This is a genomic window from Nocardia sp. NPDC127579 (assembly GCF_042672005.1).
Taxonomy (GTDB): domain Bacteria; phylum Actinomycetota; class Actinomycetes; order Mycobacteriales; family Mycobacteriaceae; genus Nocardia.
The window spans coordinates 165,899-182,192 of the sequence record NZ_JBHXVZ010000008.1 but is presented as its reverse complement, the minus strand read 5'-3'; the positions used below and the strand labels follow the sequence as shown (position 1 = coordinate 182,192).

The 16,294-nt window shown below is 68.2% G+C and carries 13 protein-coding genes; 6 read left to right on the top strand and 7 right to left on the bottom strand.

Annotated elements, in window-relative coordinates; all coding sequences use genetic code 11:
• Positions 1 to 103 precede the first annotated feature (103 nt).
• The 4 genes from ACFVMC_RS25920 (at position 104) to ACFVMC_RS25905 (ending at position 3,554) form a co-directional block, all read left to right on the top strand.
• Positions 104 to 1,648: a phytoene desaturase family protein gene (locus ACFVMC_RS25920; RefSeq protein WP_379214375.1), complete on the top strand. Its 1,545-nt coding sequence runs from the start codon at positions 104 to 106 to the stop codon at positions 1,646 to 1,648.
• A 91-nt stretch (positions 1,649 to 1,739) separates the two neighbouring features.
• A complete protein-coding gene (locus ACFVMC_RS25915; protein WP_379214373.1) occupies positions 1,740 to 2,534 on the top strand; it encodes an SAM-dependent methyltransferase in 795 nt (264 codons plus the stop codon).
• Positions 2,535 to 2,597: 63 nt separating this feature from the next.
• Complete coding sequence (locus ACFVMC_RS25910) at positions 2,598 to 3,341, top strand: ferritin-like domain-containing protein (protein ID WP_379214372.1); 744 nt, start codon at positions 2,598 to 2,600, stop codon at positions 3,339 to 3,341.
• Between the two features lie 72 nt (positions 3,342 to 3,413).
• Complete coding sequence (locus ACFVMC_RS25905) at positions 3,414 to 3,554, top strand: hypothetical protein (RefSeq protein WP_379214370.1); 141 nt, start codon at positions 3,414 to 3,416, stop codon at positions 3,552 to 3,554.
• Between the two features lie 162 nt (positions 3,555 to 3,716).
• Here the strand turns inward: ACFVMC_RS25905 and ACFVMC_RS25900 are convergent, their stop codons facing one another.
• The gene (locus ACFVMC_RS25900) at positions 3,717 to 4,490 is read right to left on the bottom strand and encodes an IclR family transcriptional regulator (protein ID WP_379214368.1); all 774 of its coding nucleotides are present in this window, start codon (positions 4,488 to 4,490) and stop codon (positions 3,717 to 3,719) included.
• 85 nt (positions 4,491 to 4,575) lie between these two features.
• Between ACFVMC_RS25900 and hutH the strand changes: the two genes are divergently transcribed.
• On the top strand, positions 4,576 to 6,105 hold the full coding sequence (gene hutH / locus ACFVMC_RS25895; protein WP_379214367.1) for a histidine ammonia-lyase: 1,530 nt from the start codon (positions 4,576 to 4,578) through the stop codon (positions 6,103 to 6,105).
• Between the two features lie 1,043 nt (positions 6,106 to 7,148).
• Complete coding sequence (locus tag ACFVMC_RS25890; protein ID WP_379214366.1) at positions 7,149 to 8,975, top strand: acyl-CoA dehydrogenase family protein; 1,827 nt, start codon at positions 7,149 to 7,151, stop codon at positions 8,973 to 8,975.
• 57 nt (positions 8,976 to 9,032) lie between these two features.
• Here the strand turns inward: ACFVMC_RS25890 and ACFVMC_RS25885 are convergent, their stop codons facing one another.
• The 6 genes from ACFVMC_RS25885 to ACFVMC_RS25860 all read right to left on the bottom strand — a co-directional run bounded on the left by ACFVMC_RS25885 (position 9,033) and on the right by ACFVMC_RS25860 (position 16,266).
• The gene (locus ACFVMC_RS25885) at positions 9,033 to 10,211 is read right to left on the bottom strand and encodes a cytochrome P450 (protein WP_379214364.1); all 1,179 of its coding nucleotides are present in this window, start codon (positions 10,209 to 10,211) and stop codon (positions 9,033 to 9,035) included.
• A gap of 447 nt (positions 10,212 to 10,658) precedes the next feature.
• Positions 10,659 to 11,717, bottom strand: a complete 1,059-nt coding sequence (locus ACFVMC_RS25880) for a PQQ-dependent sugar dehydrogenase (RefSeq protein WP_379214362.1) — start codon at positions 11,715 to 11,717, stop codon at positions 10,659 to 10,661.
• 30 nt (positions 11,718 to 11,747) lie between these two features.
• Complete coding sequence (locus ACFVMC_RS25875; protein ID WP_379214360.1) at positions 11,748 to 12,629, bottom strand: DUF5995 family protein; 882 nt, start codon at positions 12,627 to 12,629, stop codon at positions 11,748 to 11,750.
• Between the two features lie 144 nt (positions 12,630 to 12,773).
• Positions 12,774 to 14,381, bottom strand: coding sequence for a protein kinase (locus ACFVMC_RS25870; protein WP_379214358.1), 1,608 nt, complete (start codon positions 14,379 to 14,381; stop codon positions 12,774 to 12,776).
• 20 nt (positions 14,382 to 14,401) lie between these two features.
• A complete protein-coding gene (locus ACFVMC_RS25865) occupies positions 14,402 to 15,154 on the bottom strand; it encodes an LGFP repeat-containing protein (protein WP_379214356.1) in 753 nt (250 codons plus the stop codon).
• Between the two features lie 194 nt (positions 15,155 to 15,348).
• A complete protein-coding gene (locus tag ACFVMC_RS25860) occupies positions 15,349 to 16,266 on the bottom strand; it encodes an LLM class F420-dependent oxidoreductase (RefSeq protein ID WP_379214355.1) in 918 nt (305 codons plus the stop codon).
• Positions 16,267 to 16,294: the final 28 nt, after the last annotated feature.

The following is a 16,294-nucleotide window of genomic DNA, read 5'->3' as shown; positions in this document are numbered from 1 at the left end:
GTATCCCCCGGGCGGCAGCGGGCGCGGCTCCGAAATCGACGATCTGTCGCGAACCGGCGCGCGTCGACAGCGCCCGCCCGACCCGGCGTGCTATCGAGGAGACATGACCCCGAAGCGCTCCTCCTACGACGTCGTGATCGTCGGCGGCGGCCACAACGGCCTCGTCGCCGCCGCTTATCTGGCACGGGCCGGCCGTTCCGTGCTCCTGCTGGAGAAAGAGCCGAATACCGGTGGCGCGGCCGTTTCGGCGCGGATGTTCCCCGGGATCGATGCGCGCGTCTCGCGGTACTCGTATCTGGTGAGTCTGCTGCCCGCGCGGATCGTCCGGGATCTCGGATTGCGATTCGAAGTGCGCCGTCGGCGGATCTCGTCCTATACGCCCGTCGGTGCGGGCGGCCTGCTTGTCGATACCGGCTCCGCCGAGCGCACCCGGGCGAGCTTCGCCCGGCTCACGGGCTCGGATCGGGACTTCCGGGCCTGGACCGATTTCTACGCCGCCACCGGCCGGCTGGCCGAGCGGGTGTTCCCGACGCTCACCGAGCCGCTGCCCTCGCGCGCCGAGCTGGCCCGCCGGGTCGACGATCCGGTGATGTGGGAGGCGATCTTCGAGCGCCCGCTGGGCGAAACCATCGAGGCGACCTTCGCCGACGACACGGTCCGCGGTGTCGTGCTCACCGACGCGCTGATCGGCACCTTCACACACGCCCACGATCCCGCGCTGCTCCAGAACCGCTGTTTCCTGTACCACGTCATCGGCGGCGGCACCGGCGACTGGGACGTACCCGTCGGCGGCATGGGCGCGCTGACCGACGCGCTGGCGGCGGCGGCTGGTGCGGCGGGCGCCGAGATCATCACCGGCTGCGCGGTCACCTCGATCGAAACCGACGGCGGCACAGCCGAAGTCGCCCACGATCAGGGAGTCACAGGCGCTGGTCACGTGCTGGTCAACGCGTCCCCCTACGAACTGGAGCGGCTGCTCGGCACCCCGGCGTCACCGAAACCCGAAGGGGCGCAACTGAAGCTGAACATGGTGCTGAACCGCCTGCCCCGGCTGCGCGACAGCGCCGTTGATCCGCGCGATGCCTTCGCCGGTACCTTCCATATCGCCGAGTCCTATACCGAGCTGGAGCGGGCCTATCGTGAAGCGGTCGCCGGGCGGATTCCGAGCGCTCCGCCCGCCGAAATCTATTGCCACACATTGACAGACCCCTCCATCCTGGCGCCGGAGGCCGCTGCGGCGGGCCTGCACACGCTCACCCTGTTCGGGTTGCACACCCCGGCGCGGCTGTTCGAGTCCGATCCGGTCGCCGCCAAGGCGGCGGCGGTGAAAGCAACGCTGACACAACTGGATTCGGTGCTGGACGAACCCATCGCGGGCTGTCTGGCGCGCGACGCCGACGGAGCGCCATGCCTGGAGGCCAAATCGCCGGTCGATCTGGAGCGCGATATCGGACTGCCCGGCGGCCACATCTTCCACCGTGATCTCGCCTTCCCGTACTCCGAGGACGACCGCGACGATCCAGGTAGCCGATGGGGTGTGGGAACCGACCGGAAGACGGTATTCCTCTGTGGCGCAGGCGCGGTGCGCGGCGGGGGAGTCAGCGGAATCGGCGGCCACAACGCCGCCATGGCGGTGCTCGAGTCCTGAGCCGGACAGAGTCCACGAACCCGCTCCGGCGGCCGTCCGATCGGCAGTACAGTCACCGCGACGCAACCGTTGTTCTCGTTCAGGAGCCAGCATGGCCAGCAAGCGCAAAGACCTGATTCGCACCGATATCCCGCACTCGGCCCGGATCTGGAACTACTGGCTCGGAGGGCGGGACAACTACGAGGTCGACCGGATGGTCGGGGAGTCGTCGGTTCAGGGCTACCCCGATATCAAGACCATGGCCGTGCAGTCGCGGCAGTACCTGATCCGTGCGGTGCGCTACCTGGCGACCGAGGCGGGGATCCGGCAGTTCATGGACATCGGCACCGGCTTGCCCACCATGGAGAACACCCACGAGGTCGCGCAGCAGGAGGCGCCGGACGCGAAGATCGTCTACGTCGACAATGATCCGCTGGTGCTCGCCCATGCCCGGGCGCTACTGGTCAACACCACCGATGAAGGCGTCACCACCTACCTGGAGGGCGATTTCAACGAACCCGAGTCGATCATCGCCGACGCCCGCAATGTCTTGAACTTCAAAGAGCCCATCGCGGTGCTGTTCATGGGCGTCCTGGGGCACGCGCCCACCACCGAGGACGCGCGCCGGATCATCTCGACCATGATGGACGCGGTTGTCCCGGGCAGTTATCTGGCGCACAACGACGGCACCGACGACGACGAAGGCTATGTGCGCCTGTGCCACAACTACGCGAAAACCGGTGGCGTTCCCTATATTCCACGCTCGAGCAAGGAGATCGCGAGCTACTACGAGGGCCTGGAACTCGTGCAGCCGGGAATCGTCCCGCTCAACTACTGGCGGACCGACGAGCAGGAACGCGGTGTCCGGCCCGGCTCGGTGTGGGGCGGGGTTGGGCGCAAACCGTAACGCGCACAGAATCTCCACAGCGCTCCCCGCGCATCCGCACAGGCGCTTCCTAGGGTTTGGCCCATGGTGCAGAGCAGCGTTGCGGCCGCCGATTTCACGCGGTGGGCCGGGGAATTCGAAGCGAAAGTGACCGCGCGGGCCGTCGCCGGTGACCCGGATTGGGTTCGCGGCGCACGGCTCGACCCGGCCGTGGTGCGCAGTGTGCAACGGTTTCAGGTCGGGGAGAGTGGTGACGGCGCGAATTTGATCGGTAAAGCGGATCGGGCCGGGGATCCGGTGTATTCGGCCGCGGCGCGGCTGTTCATCGCGGAAGAACGCAACCACGCGCGCATGCTCGGCCTACTGCTGGAGGCGGCCGGTGCGCCGGTGATTCGCGGGCACTGGACCGACACGGTGTTCGTCCGACTGCGGCGGGCACTGGGTCTGCGTCTGGAACTGATGGTGTTGATGCTCGCGGAAGTCGTTGCGCTGCGCTACTACCGCGCGCTGCGCGACGGCACCTCCGATGCGCTCACCACCCAGGTGGCCGGGCTGATCCTCGCCGACGAGCAGCGCCACGTGCCCTTCCACTGCCAGCGATTGCGTGTCGCGTTCGCCGCGAACTCTCGTCCGGCACGGCTTTTCGCGGTCGCCGCCTGGTGGTTCATGCTGGCCGGCGTCACTGTCGTGGTAGCCGCCGATCATGGCCTCGCGCTGCGGCAATTCGGTGTGCGGCGGTCGGATTTCGTGCGGGACGTGCTCGCCTCGTTCGCCGCGATCGCGCCCGCCGCCATCCCGGTCCGGAATGCCGGATTAGGAAAATCTTAGGATCGCTAGATATTGTCTGGGTTCGCTACACTGGGTAGTGCAGTGTCGATGTAGTGAGCGGGAAAGAGCGAGATGAGTTTTCGGCAGATCGTCGCCGGTGGCGGGACACAGCGGATCCAGAGCAAGTTCCGCTTCCGTCTGCGGGTCGCAGAGTCCGAAAAGTCGGCCATCGAGCGGGTTCTGGGCGCACGCCAGAGCAGTCCGCTGTCGTAGCCGCACGGGCATCGAAGCACCGGCTTGGGCCGATGGGCGCCAACGCCGGATTCGGTCGCGAAACGGAAAGTGCCCCATCGGCAGCCGGCCATCGCGGTGTCGGTCGGTGCACGATTGCCCCGCGATAGCTCAACGCAACCTTTGTTGCGACAGCTGACAGACTCAGGGTGCGCGGCCGCCGATGCGCCGGGTGAGCTCGATCGCGGTGTATCGCACCTCGGCCGCCAAGGGCGACCAATCGGCAGCACACGGCACGGAATCGCAGAAATGGCGCAGTGTCACGCTGATCGCGGCGATCGGATGGTGGGCGTGATCGAAGATGGGATGCGCGACGGACGCGAAACCCGGTGTGATGTGACCATCCTCGCAGGACCAGCCGCGGCGGCGTTCCTCGGACAGGACGGCGCGCAAAGCCGCCAGCGTGGTGGGCCCGCGTTCGGTCCGATGCACGAACCCGGCGGCGGACGGAAACAGCGCGCGGACATGCGGCGGCGGCAGATGCGCGAGAATGGCCCGGCCCGACGCCGTCAGCTGGGCCGGCAACCGCACACCCACATCGGTCACCAAGGTTTCGGGACGGGCGGGATGCTCCTTGATCAGATACAGCAACTCGTTGCCGTGCAGCACGCCGAGGTGCGCGTTGTGGCCGACCCGCTCCACCAGCTCCCGCAGCAGCGGTGCGGCCAATCGCTCCAGCGGATCGTGGCGCAGATAGGCAGAACCCAATTCGAATGCCGCGATACCGAGACCGTACCGGCGTTCGGCCGGCAGATGGGTGACGAAACGGGCCTGCTCCAGTTCGGCGAGCAGATGGTAGGTGGTGGAGCGAGGCAGCCCGAGTTCGCGGGCGAGGGTGGCGGCCGACACCGGCCCGGCTCGGGTCGCCAGTAGGCGCAATACGGCCAGACCGCGGCGCAAAGCGGGGATATCGGTCATCGCCACCTCTGAGTGTCTGAAATACCAGACTGAATCCGGCGTGGCCTCATTCTGCCCGGGCCGCCGCGGTTGTGGAATGGATCCCATGCCACAGGTCGAATTGGATGGGCCGCTGACGCGGGAAACGGTCGTCGCCGTCGCGCGCGGTGACGCGACGGTGCGCCTGAGCGCCGCCGCCGAGAAGCGGGTAGCCGTCGCGCGAGCCCACGTGGACGCACTGGCCGTGGGTGGGCAGCCGACATACGGGGTATCGACCGGATTCGGCGCGCTCGCGACCCGCCACATTCCGCCGCAGAGCCGGACCGCGCTGCAGCGGTCGCTGATCCGCTCGCACGCGGCCGGCGCGGGCCCGGCCGTGGAGCGCGAGGTCGTGCGTGCACTCATGCTGCTGCGGCTGCGGACCCTCGCCACCGGCCACACCGGGGTGCGGCCGGAAACCGCGCACACGCTCGCGGCGCTGCTGAACGCGGGAATCACACCCGTGGTGCCGGAATTCGGCTCGCTCGGCTGCTCCGGTGATCTGGCGCCGCTGGCCGCGGTCGCCCTCGCCCTGATGGGAGAGGGCGAGATCGTCGACGCCCACGGAGTGCGGCCCGCCGCGGACGCCTTGCGCGCGTACGGGATCGAGCCGGTGGTGCTCGCCGAGAAAGAAGGACTGGCACTGACCAACGGGACCGACGGCATGCTGGGCATGCTCGTCCTCGCCCTGGACGACCTGCACCGGCTGCTCGACATCGCCGACCTCACCGCGGCCATGAGCGTGGAGGCACTGCTGGGCACCGACCGGGTCTTTGCGGCGGAACTGCAAGCGCTGCGCCCGCATCCGGGCCAGGCCCGCGCGGCGCGCCGGATGCGCGCGGCGCTCGCGGATTCGGAGATCGTGGCGAGTCACCGCGGGCCCGACTGCAATCGAGTGCAGGATGCCTACTCCCTGCGTTGTGCGCCCCAGGTGCACGGGGCGGCCCGCGACACCGTGACCCATGCCGAACTCGTCGCCGACCGCGAACTCGCCGCCGCTGTCGACAATCCCGTGGTGCTCGCCGACGGCAGGCTGGAATCCAACGGCAACTTCCACGGCGCACCGGTGGCGTACGTGCTGGACTTCCTGGCCGTCCCGGTCGCCGACGTCGCGAGCATGGCCGAGCGGCGTACCGACCGCATGCTCGACGTCGCGCGCTCCCATGGTCTTCCGGCGTTCCTGGCCGATGACCCGGGGGTCGACTCCGGGCACATGATCGCCCAGTACACCCAGGCGGGGGTGGTCAGCGAACTGAAACGGCTCGCGGTGCCCGCCTCGGTGGACTCCATTCCGAGCAGCGCGATGCAGGAGGACCACGTCTCGATGGGCTGGTCCGCGGCCCGCAAACTTCGCAAAGCCGTCGATTGTCTCACCACCGTCCTCGCCATCGAATACCTCACGGCCGCCCGCGCACTCGACCTGCGTGCCCCGCTGCGCCCGGCCCCCGTCACCGCCGCCGCCGTAGCCCTGCTCCGGTCCCTGGTTCCCGGCCCCGGCCCCGACCGCCACCTGGCCCCCGAAATAGCCGCCGCCGAAACCTTGATCCGCACCGGCGCTCTCACCGAAGTCCTGACCCGCCACCTCCCTGCCGAGTGACCCGGCCTGCGCAACGGTCGAGCCCGCACCGCGCGAGTGATCCATACGCCCGGTCGCGACCAGCACGCGGTCACCGCCCGCGCGTAGCCACTGGGCGACAGCCGTGTCGTCGGTGCTCACTGCAACCCCGAGATCGCCGGTGTGAGCGGGGCGTCGGCCACCGTGTCGTCGGAGGACCGCAATCACCTGGCAGCTGGGCCGAAACCGTGCCATCACCGCAATGGTCTGCCCCGCCGGCGCGATCGAGGGCAACCAGCACGACCGTCACCCTGCCCGCGGGCACCAGGTCCACCGAACACCGCTCGGCGATGGGCGTCTTGCCCGATCCACAGGCCGCATGCAACTGCCTGCCCCCGCCGTCCTCGGCCGGTCCCGCCGCGACCGCTTGCACCGTTTCGAGGTGATACAGCCGCCACCGCAGCACCGATCCATCGCCCACGACCTCGGCAGCGGCCGCTGCACGACCGTCGGACGCCGGGTGCTCATCGGTGGTGGGATGAGATGGTGCGGATTCCCGTGAGTTCGTGCCGGGTGGGCCGCCTCCATCGGGGATCCGCCTGCGCCGATACCGCCCGCGGCACCCCATCCGGCCAGCGCGAAGCGGTTAACCATGAGCAAGGGCACATATTGTGGCACAATACAATTCACGTGGGGATCCACAGCAACCCCGCTGCCGCACCGTCGGCAGCAGTTGCGGTGGATCCAGTTCGGGTGTCTGGCTATAGGTTCGACTGCTCAGGATGGTGATGCGACTCAAAACAGTGGTCTCGCACCGGTTCGCTTCCAGAGCGACGTCACTTCTCCAGCAGCGCAAGGCTTTCCGTCGGCGCAGGTGAGATTTTCCGCCCTGATGACATTGTCCAACCCGGTTTCGGCGTGTAATCGCATGCCCTCCGGGGCTGGTCGCCTTGCCAGGGCCCAGTAGCAGCTCTAGGAGACTCGCCTCAATCTACCGGTATCACCGGTGCCCATTGGGTGGGCTTCCTCATGCCCAGCGGCACACCCTCGCTCGCTGGGATCGCACGAAAGTAGAAGGTGGAGTTATGGTATCGCGTGAGTACGCAGGTGATCTCGTAGGTGATCTCGCAGGTCTATTGTTCCACAAAGATCGCCGAGCCGCGGCCGAGCGGTACAACACGATCTTCGCAGAGCCCGCATTCGATCTGGACTGGTGGGACGCCGCCAAGGACCCGGGTAAACGGGCCTACGAGCGGTATCTACAGCTGCTGCCCCGGATTTCGGCCTGCGATATCGCCACCGACCTGCGGGAGCTGGTCGCCCTGCACGAGCAGGCCACCGTCGTCGACACACACCTCGGCGCTCTGCTCACGGTGCAGATCAATCTGGTGCTGGGCACCCTGCTCGAGGCGACTTCGAACAGCGAGGTCGAGGCGGCCAAGCAAGAACTGCTGGAAGGCAGCGCGGTCGGTGCCTACATCCTGACCGAGCTCGGTCACGGCAGCGACCTTCCCGGCCTGGAGACCACCGCCACCTTCGATCCGGCCGATGGCGGCAGCTTCGTCATTCACACCCCCACGGCCACGGCGATCAAGTACATGCCCACGACCGCGGCGCCCCCGGTGCCGGGGGTAGCACGGTTCGGCATCGTGTTCGCGCGGTTGATCGTCGACGGTGTCAAACAGGGCAATTACCCGTTCCTGGTGCGATTGGTCGATCGCGACGGCACCATCCGCCCGGGCATCACGATTCGCCCGATGCCGGAGAAGCCGGCCATCGGTATGGACAACTCGCTGACGCGCTTCGACCATGTGCGAGTGGGCCGCGAGGCCCTCGTATCCCATACCGGCACAACCATCGATGACGATGGCCGGCTGAATGCACCGATCTCGCGCGACAATCAGGTCTGGCGTGCCATCGCCCGTGTCCGGCTGGGACGACTATGCATCTCGGCCATGGCAGCGGCGATATCGCGGGCGGCGCTGTCTGTTGCCCTCCAGCACGCCACCCAGCGCGATATTCCGAGCATGGACGGTGGCCGCATCGCACTGGCCGACCTGCGAGCCCACAATGCCCGCCTGCTCGAGGTTGCGGCGGACACCTACGTCGCCAGCGCGGCGGTCGAGCTGGCGATCGACGCCTTCGAGAACGCCGGCGACGACGAGCATGCCAACGAGATCACCGATCTCGTCTCCCTGACCAAGTACCTCACGACCACCACAGCGCTGGGCGTGACCAGCGAGGTCCGTGACCGGCTCGGCGCGCAGGGGATGTTCGCACACAATCGCATCGTGGAGTTCCGCGCGCTTCGTGATGCCGCGGCTACCGCCGAGGGCGACAGCTACGTCATCGCCCTGCAGGCAGCGTATCGCCGGATGATTGCCTGGGAGAACCCCGCGCACGGTCGCCCCGGGGCCAGCGCGGAGGTCTGTGACACCGATTCACCGGAGGCATGGCTGGACTGGCTCAACGCCCGCGAAACCTACCTCCAGCGACGCGCACGCGAGACCTACGACACCACCGCGGGCAGTCGGCAGGAACGCTGGGACCGTGCCGGGAATGTGGCGCTCGAGGCCGCTGCCGCCGGCACCGCCAATCACGCCGCGCGAGCTCTGGCCGATCGGGCTCAGCAGCTGCCCGAACCCGCACGCCAGGTCGCGGAGGATCTCGTGGTCCTTTTCGCTGTGCGCCAGGCGATCGCGCACAGCGGCGCCCTGCTGTTCGACGGGCCGCTGCCCAAGCTGGGCAGGTCACTGATCGAGATCCGCGAAGAACTGCTCGCCCGCCTCGCACCGCATCTGGGGGCGATCGTGGAAGCGTTCGAACTGCCGCCCACCCTGGTCCGATCCGGATTCGGCACCGGATCGGAAACCTTCGTCACGAAGCACAGTGCAGCGCTGAACAATTCGTGATCTCTCCGCGGTCGGAGGCCGGTCATGGCCGCCTCCGACCGCGGTAGTGCCCGGCCGCTAGCCGCGCGGGTCGAAGACCACGGGCAGCGCTGCCAGTGACCGGTGGACGAATCCGGGGCGCCACTCCAGCTCGGCGGCCGGGTCGAGTCCGAGCGCCGGCAACAAGTCGAAGAGGAAGTCGATCGCGTGCCGAGCGACCTGGGTCACGACGTCCTTGGCCGGGCAGACATGCGGGCCGGTGCCCCAGGCGATATGGGATCGGTTGTCGGTGAGCGGGCCGAAAACGGCGGGATCGGTGTTGCATGCCGCCATGCTGATGACCACCGGCTGATGGGCGGGAAGCCATTCACCGTCGACATAGATGGGCTGGGGCGGATAGGTGAACCCGAAATTGGCCAGGGGCGGATCTGTGAAGAGGAGTTCGTTGACGGCATCGGTCGTCGTCAACGACGCGGGACCGAAGTAGCGTGGGTCTCGCAGCATCAGCAGCAGCGTGTTGGAGATGAGGTTGACCAGCGGCTCGATGCCGGCGCCATAGATGGTCACCAGCTGCTGGATCAGTTCTTCGCGGGTGAGAGCGGCCGAGTGCGCGATCAGCCGCGATGTCACATCATCGCCGGGATACTGGGTTTTGAGGTCCACCAGCTCGCCCAGCCCCGTCTGGAACATCATCTGGCCCTCGGCCGCGCGGTCGCCTTCGAACATCATCGCCATTCCGGTGGCGACCTTCTGGCCGATCTCCGCCGGACAGCCGACCATGTGGTTCACATAGGCGAAGGTGACCGGAAGAGCGTATTGGGTGAGCAGGTCGGCGTGACCGTCGTGCCGGAAGGTTTCGATGACCGGGACCGCGAACTTCTCGATGTCGTCCTGCACCGTGAAGAGGTTGATCGCCGACATGCTGGCAACACTCGCGTCGCGATAACGCTTGTGCTCGGCACCGGCACTGCGCAGTGCGTTCTTCCGATGTTCCATCATCGGCTTCACAGGACATTCGTCGGGAATGTTCTGCTGCCAGGTGCGCGGATCGGCGGGAAAGTGGGGCTCGTCGTTACCGATGCGGACCGCCGTCTGATAGCCGATCACCAACGTCGCGGGAACGCCCGGCGATAGCTCGACCGGCGCCAGAGTCTTGTGCCGAAGGCGCATCTCCCCGTAGACCTTGTGTGGATCGGCAGCGAACTCCTCGGTGTACAAGGGGATGAGCTGCCCCTCGCCGAGGGGACCGACCGGCATGCCCGGCGATGCGTGAGGTGGTCGAGGATCGTATTGTCTGGTCAACGCCTTCTCCAGGTAATGGAACAGAAATCGTCAGAAATGCAGCCGAACCGATGAAGCGTCAGCGCGAGTCGACCGTCGCTCCGCCGACACCACCGTGGCGACGGGTTGCTCGTTCTGCGCTGGCTGGTCGCGACCGTGCCTCACCAACCGAGTCACGAATCATGGTGGAGGACAGCTCGCGCAGCACGTCCAGCACCTGAGGTGTAGCTGCTCGCGCACATGAGGACCGTCCACGGATCCCGATCGTACTCGTTCTCCCGAGACACACAGCGCCTAACCATAATTCGCCGTCCCGACACCGCCGGAGAGGCGAACCGGTCGGTCGATCGCTATCGAGAGCGGTTGTGGCTCAGCACCATTCACACAACGACAGCATAGGCGCGGGGCGGCGACCGCCAGATGTCATCGCATGGCGGGAAAGCGGAGGATGCGGTCGTCGGCCGGGTCGGGGGTGCCGCGGCCGTCGGTGTTGGAGGTGGTGAGCCAAAGGGTGCCGTCGGGGGCGGTGGCGATCGTGCGGAGGCGGCCGTAGGTGTTGTGGAAGAGGGCACGGGGGTCGACGAGGGTGTCGCCGGTGAGGGTAGCGGTCCAGAGGCGTTCGCCGCGCAGGGCGGCGGCGTAGAGGGTAGTGCCGGCGATCGCGATGCCCGAGGGGGAAGCGGCCGAGGTGGGCCAGGTCAGCACCGGGTCGGTGGAGCCGCGAGCGGTGCCGCCGGTGCCCTCGACAGCGGGCCAGCCGTAATCGTTTCCGGGCTCGATGATATTGATCTCGTCGAGGCGGTTCTGGCCGAATTCGGCGGCGAACAAGCGGCCGGAAGCATCCCAGGCCAAGCCTTGGACATTGCGGTGGCCGCGGCTGTAGACCGGCGATCCGGGGGTCGGATTGCCGGGCGCGGGCCGGCCGTCGGGTGTGATTCGCAGGATCTTTCCGTTGGGGCTGGTGGGATCGGGGGAGCGGTCGGGCGCGCCCGCGTCGCCGGTTCCGACATAGAGCATGTCGTCCGGGCCGAAGGCGATCCGGCCGCCATTGTGGTTGCCCGCCTTGGCGATCCCGGAGAACACCGTCTCCTGCGGGCCGCCCGGGCGGAATCGCACGATCCGATTGTCGTCGGCGCCGGTGAAATACGCGTATACCAAACCGGTTTCGGCGTAGTCCCGGGCTACGGCCAACCCCAGCAGTCCGCCTTCGCCGCGCGCCACCACACCGGATACCTGGTGGACCTGTTCCGGCTCCCCACGGCCTACTCGCAGCACCCGGCCGCTGTCGCGCTCGGAAACCAGTGCCGCGCCGTCGGGCAGGAACGCCAATCCCCATGGCACCTCGAGTCCGCGCGCGATCTCTTCGATCGGCGCCGGCGACTCCGGGGTGCTCGTCGGACTGCTCGCGGGCTCAGGCCCCGCGCAAGCCGCGAGAATCGCGGTCAGCGCGACGAGTACCGGTGCACGTCGTCGAGCGCTCATGTCTCCGGTCTACCCGAAACGGTCGCTGTTTCACAGTCCGCCGTTGGCGCTCAACACCTCGAACGCCGCATCGGCGGTCGGCCACAGCGCGTCGATTTCGGCGCGCGCCGCCGGTGCGAGAGCCGGGTCTTGCAGCGCGAGACCGTTGCCGAAGATGAGCACATTGGCGCCCGCGTCGGCCAGGCGCAGCAGGGGGCCGCTGGCGACACCGGCCCCGAGCACGGCATCCAGCCCCGCACCGACGAAGTAGAACCGCCACAGCGGCCCGAGATCGCCGCCGTAGACCTGTTTGGTGGAGTCGATGATCAGAGTGCCCTGCTGGGCGATGGCGTCGACGATACGGAAATAGTCGCCGGCATTGTCCGGGGTGCTGCGCACGGCCGCGACAGCGTAGGACAGGTCGACGGTGAGGTGCGCGTTGTATCCGGCCATGGCGACGCGTGCGGCGGAGAGCTCGCACCGGCGGGCCAGGCCGAAGTAGTGGGCCCAGTGCGGCGCGGCGGTCGCTCCGGTGAACTCGGCGTGCAGGCTGTCCAGGAAGCGGGAGAGCAGGTCGAGGCTGATCCGGTGCGCCCATTCGGGATCGGCGAAGGCCGCCGGATCGCGTTGCAGCGGCAGGACGGCCGCGTATTCGACACCGTCGAGACCGAGGGCGAGCAACCCGCGCCGATCCCGGTGCCGCACCAGGATTTCGGTGATCCGATGATGGTTGTCGATGGCGCGCTCCAAACGGTCCATCGACGACCCGGTCAGCATGGCGGTATCGGAAAGCCACCCGATCGTGTCGATCTCGCTCGCGGACAACGGTGTGCCACAGACACTGTCGACGACGTCCGCGTGCGCGGGAGCGGCACCGAGCACTACAGCGAACACCGCGGTCAGCAGCGCGTTCCGGGCACCAGCGATCGTCATCGAAACTCCGAGTTCGTCAGCTCTCGACCGCCGTCGAGACCATCAGGCAGCGGACAACACCGTCCGGTCGAATCCCGCAGCGCGGGAGTGGGGAAGCAGCGCAAGCGTATCCGAGACGATCGTGCTCGGCGACGCGACGTGCCGTCAGGATTTGCGCAGGGTGCCTGCGATCGTTCCGCCGTAGTAGCCGGGGGTGCTGTAGGACAGCGATCCATCCGGGAGCAGCTTGACGGTAGAGGTGTTGCCGTCGTCGGCACAGCCCCCGGCGGCGTCGGGGGCCAGGCGGGCTTGGAAGGTCAGCTGAGTGTCGGTGGCCGCGGTCAGGGTCTCGATGCGAGTGCAGCGGGTGCCGAAGACCTTGCCGGTGTTCGCCGAGGTGGCGACCTCTTCGCCGAGCGTGCCGTCGGTGATGGTCAGCTCGATGTCGAAGGGGATCAGACCGTCCTGGGCGGAGCCTTTCCACCTGCCGACGAAAGCTTTCGGCACCGCGTCTCCGGCCGGAGCCGTACTGCTGGACGACGATGGCGTCGACGAGGTCGCCGGGGCCGGCGTGGTGGGCGTGGGGGTCTGCGCGGTCGAGTCGGCGCTGGCGCCGGAGTCGTTGTCACGCAACTGGTTACCGACCAAGAACGCCGCACCTGCGATCAACACGATGACCGCCAGCAGACCCGCGATCAGGCCCACGCGCCGCTGGGGCTTCGGTGCGGCCGGTACCGACTGGGCCAACTGGGTCGGCTCGGTGCGGCTCGTATAACCCGATGCCGCATGCTGTTCCGGCATCTGCGCGGTGCCCGGCCAGGGCGGCGGCGTGTGGCCACCGGGCCACTGCTGTCCGGTGTCGGCCGAGAATTCGGGTGTCGAGTGGCCGGAATCCAGATCGAGCAGCTGCACGGCGCGCGTGCTGACCTCGTGCAGGACCGGTCCGGGCAGCCAGCCGCCGCCTTCGGGCACGCCGAGCCGGGTCAGCTCGTCCAGGATCTGATGCGGGGTGGGCCGGGCGGCCGGATCCTTGGCCAGGCAGGCAGCGATGATCGGCCGCAACCGTTCGGGCACCGCGTCCAGGTTCGGTTCCTCGTAGACCACCCGCCACAGCATGTGCACGGTCTCGCCGGTGCCGAACGGGCCTTGTCCACGGGCCGCGAACACCAGGACACCGCCGAGCGCGAACACGTCGCCGGGCGGGCCCACGGCGTCCCCGGTGACCTGCTCCGGGCACATGAAACCCGGTGAGCCGATGACCTTTCCGGTGGTGGTGAGCTGGGTGTCCTCCACGGCGCGCGCGATGCCGAAGTCGATCACCTTCGGACCGTCCACGGCCAGCAGCACATTCGACGGTTTCAGGTCGCGGTGCACCACGCCCGCGCCGTGCACGGCGATCAGCGCTTCGGCCAGACCACGCGCCAGGACCAGCAGCGTGTCCTCGGTGAAGGTGCCGAACCGGCGCACCGCGTCGTCGAGCGGCAGCCCGGCGACGTACCCGGTGGCCAGCCACGGCGGGTTCGCGGCGACGTCGGCGTCGAGCACGGGCGCGGTGAATCGGCCGCCGACCCGCTGGGCGGCGACGACTTCGCGTTCGAACCGCGCGCGGAACTCACCGTTGCCGACCAGGTCCGGCCGGATGACCTTGACCGCGACGGTGCGCCCGCCCGCATTGCGGCCGAGGTACACCTTGCCCATCCCTCCGGTGCCCAGGACACCGAGGATGCGGTAGTCGCCGATCCATCGTGGATCGTTCACGCCAAGCGGTTGCACAGGCGACAGGCTACTCAGGTCTAGGGCTGCCAGGTGATGCGACCGCCCTGGAAGTCCTGTGCCTTGCCGCCCTGGTAGTCGTATTCGTCGCTGGTCGGGTAGCCGTAGCGGCCGCCGTCGCCGCCGGCCCGGGCCCAGCTGTCGCGGATGGAGCCCCACACCGCGTGCGCGCCGGTCTTCGCCGACCAGTAGATGGCTCCGCCGGGGAAGAGGTTGTAGCGGCCGCCCTTGGCGCCGGCGGCCTCGTCGGTGAGCGGGAACCCGAGCGGGCTGTTCTCCCAGCCGAGCTGCCCCCATTTGTCGCGGATGTAGCCGCCGATCTGGTGTGCGTCGGTGCCGACGGAGTAGTAGATGGAGCCGCCCTGGAAGTGGGCGAACAGGCCGGATCCGGCGGGCGACTCGCTGGTCACCGGATACCGCAGGGCGCCGTTTTCCGCGCCCAGTCCGACCCATTTGTCGCGAATCGGCCCGGAGACGACGTGCGCGTCGGTCGCGGCGGACCAGTAGATGGCGGCGTTGTTGGCGAAGGTCTGGAACTTGCCGCCATTCGCCGCGTCGGCTTCGGCGGCGGTGGGCTCGCCGAGGGCCGCCGTTCCGCCCGCTCGGTCGAATTCCGCTTCGATCGCGCCGCCCACCTCGAAGGGGCCGACCGGTCGCGCGCCGGCGGTTGCCGCGCCCATGGTCAGGGCGAGGCCGACGGCGACGAGTGCGGTGGCCACGGCGCCGGTCTGGTGCGCGGCGGCAGGGCGGTCGGTACGACGAAACGATCTCAAGAGAACTCCTGTGCGAATAGCACTCGAACGGCGCGGGATTCTGTGTTTTCGGGCCTTCGATGTGAACTGGCGCACAGCTACGTCGATGTGCGACGGCATGGGTGGGATCGGCGCCTGTGCGCGGATTGTTAGCAGATCCAACGGTTGCCCTGCTCACACACCCGGATCGCCGGGCGTATGAGCAGGGCCGGAGTTCACAGGTGCGACTGCACTTTCGACGCGATCAACTCCAGGTGGTCCAGGTCCTGGAGGTCGAGAACCTGGAGGTAGATCCGCCGGCTGCCCACTTCGGCGTACCGGCCGATCTTGTCCAGCACCTCTTCGGGTGATCCGGCCAGCCCGTTGCTCTTGAGCTCGTCCACCTCGCGCCCGATCGCGGCGGCCCGCCGTGCGACCTCGGCATCGCTGGCGCCGACGCACACCACCAGCGCGTTGGAGTACACCGGTTCGACGGTGCGCCCATAGGCCGCGCAGGCCGCGCCGACCCGCGCGAAACTCCGGGCGCTGTCCTCGACCGAATGGAACGGCACATTGAATTCGCTCGCGTACTGTGCGGCCAGTCGCGGCGTGCGCTTCGGGCCGGTGCCGCCGATGATGACCGGCACCGGGTCCTGCACCGGTTTCGGCAGGGCGGGGGAGCCGCTGAGCTGGAAATGCGCGCCGGCGAAATCGAAGGTGTCACCCGATTTCGTGGACCAGAGTCCGGTGATGACGGCCAGCTGCTCCTCGAAGCGGGCGAACTTGTCGTCCGGGAACGGAATGCCGTAGGCGGTGTGCTCGGCGGCGAACCAGCCACTGCCCAAACCCAATTCGACTCGGCCGCCGGACATCTGGTCGACCTGGGCCACCTGGATCGCGAGTGGGCCGGGCAGCCGGAAGGTGGCGGCGGTGACGAGGGTGCCCAGCCGGATCCGCTCGGTCTCGCGGGCCAGCCCGGCCAGGGTGATCCAGGCGTCGGTGGGCCCGGGCAGGCCGTCGGAGTCGCCCATGGCCAGGTAGTGATCCGAGCGGAAGAACGCGTCGAAACCCAAGTCCTCGGTGGCTTTCGCTACCGCCAGCAGGGTGTCGTAGCTCGCGCCCTGCTGCGGCTCGGTGAAGATACGCAGTTTCATGGGATCCATCGTGCCCGAGGGATCTGGG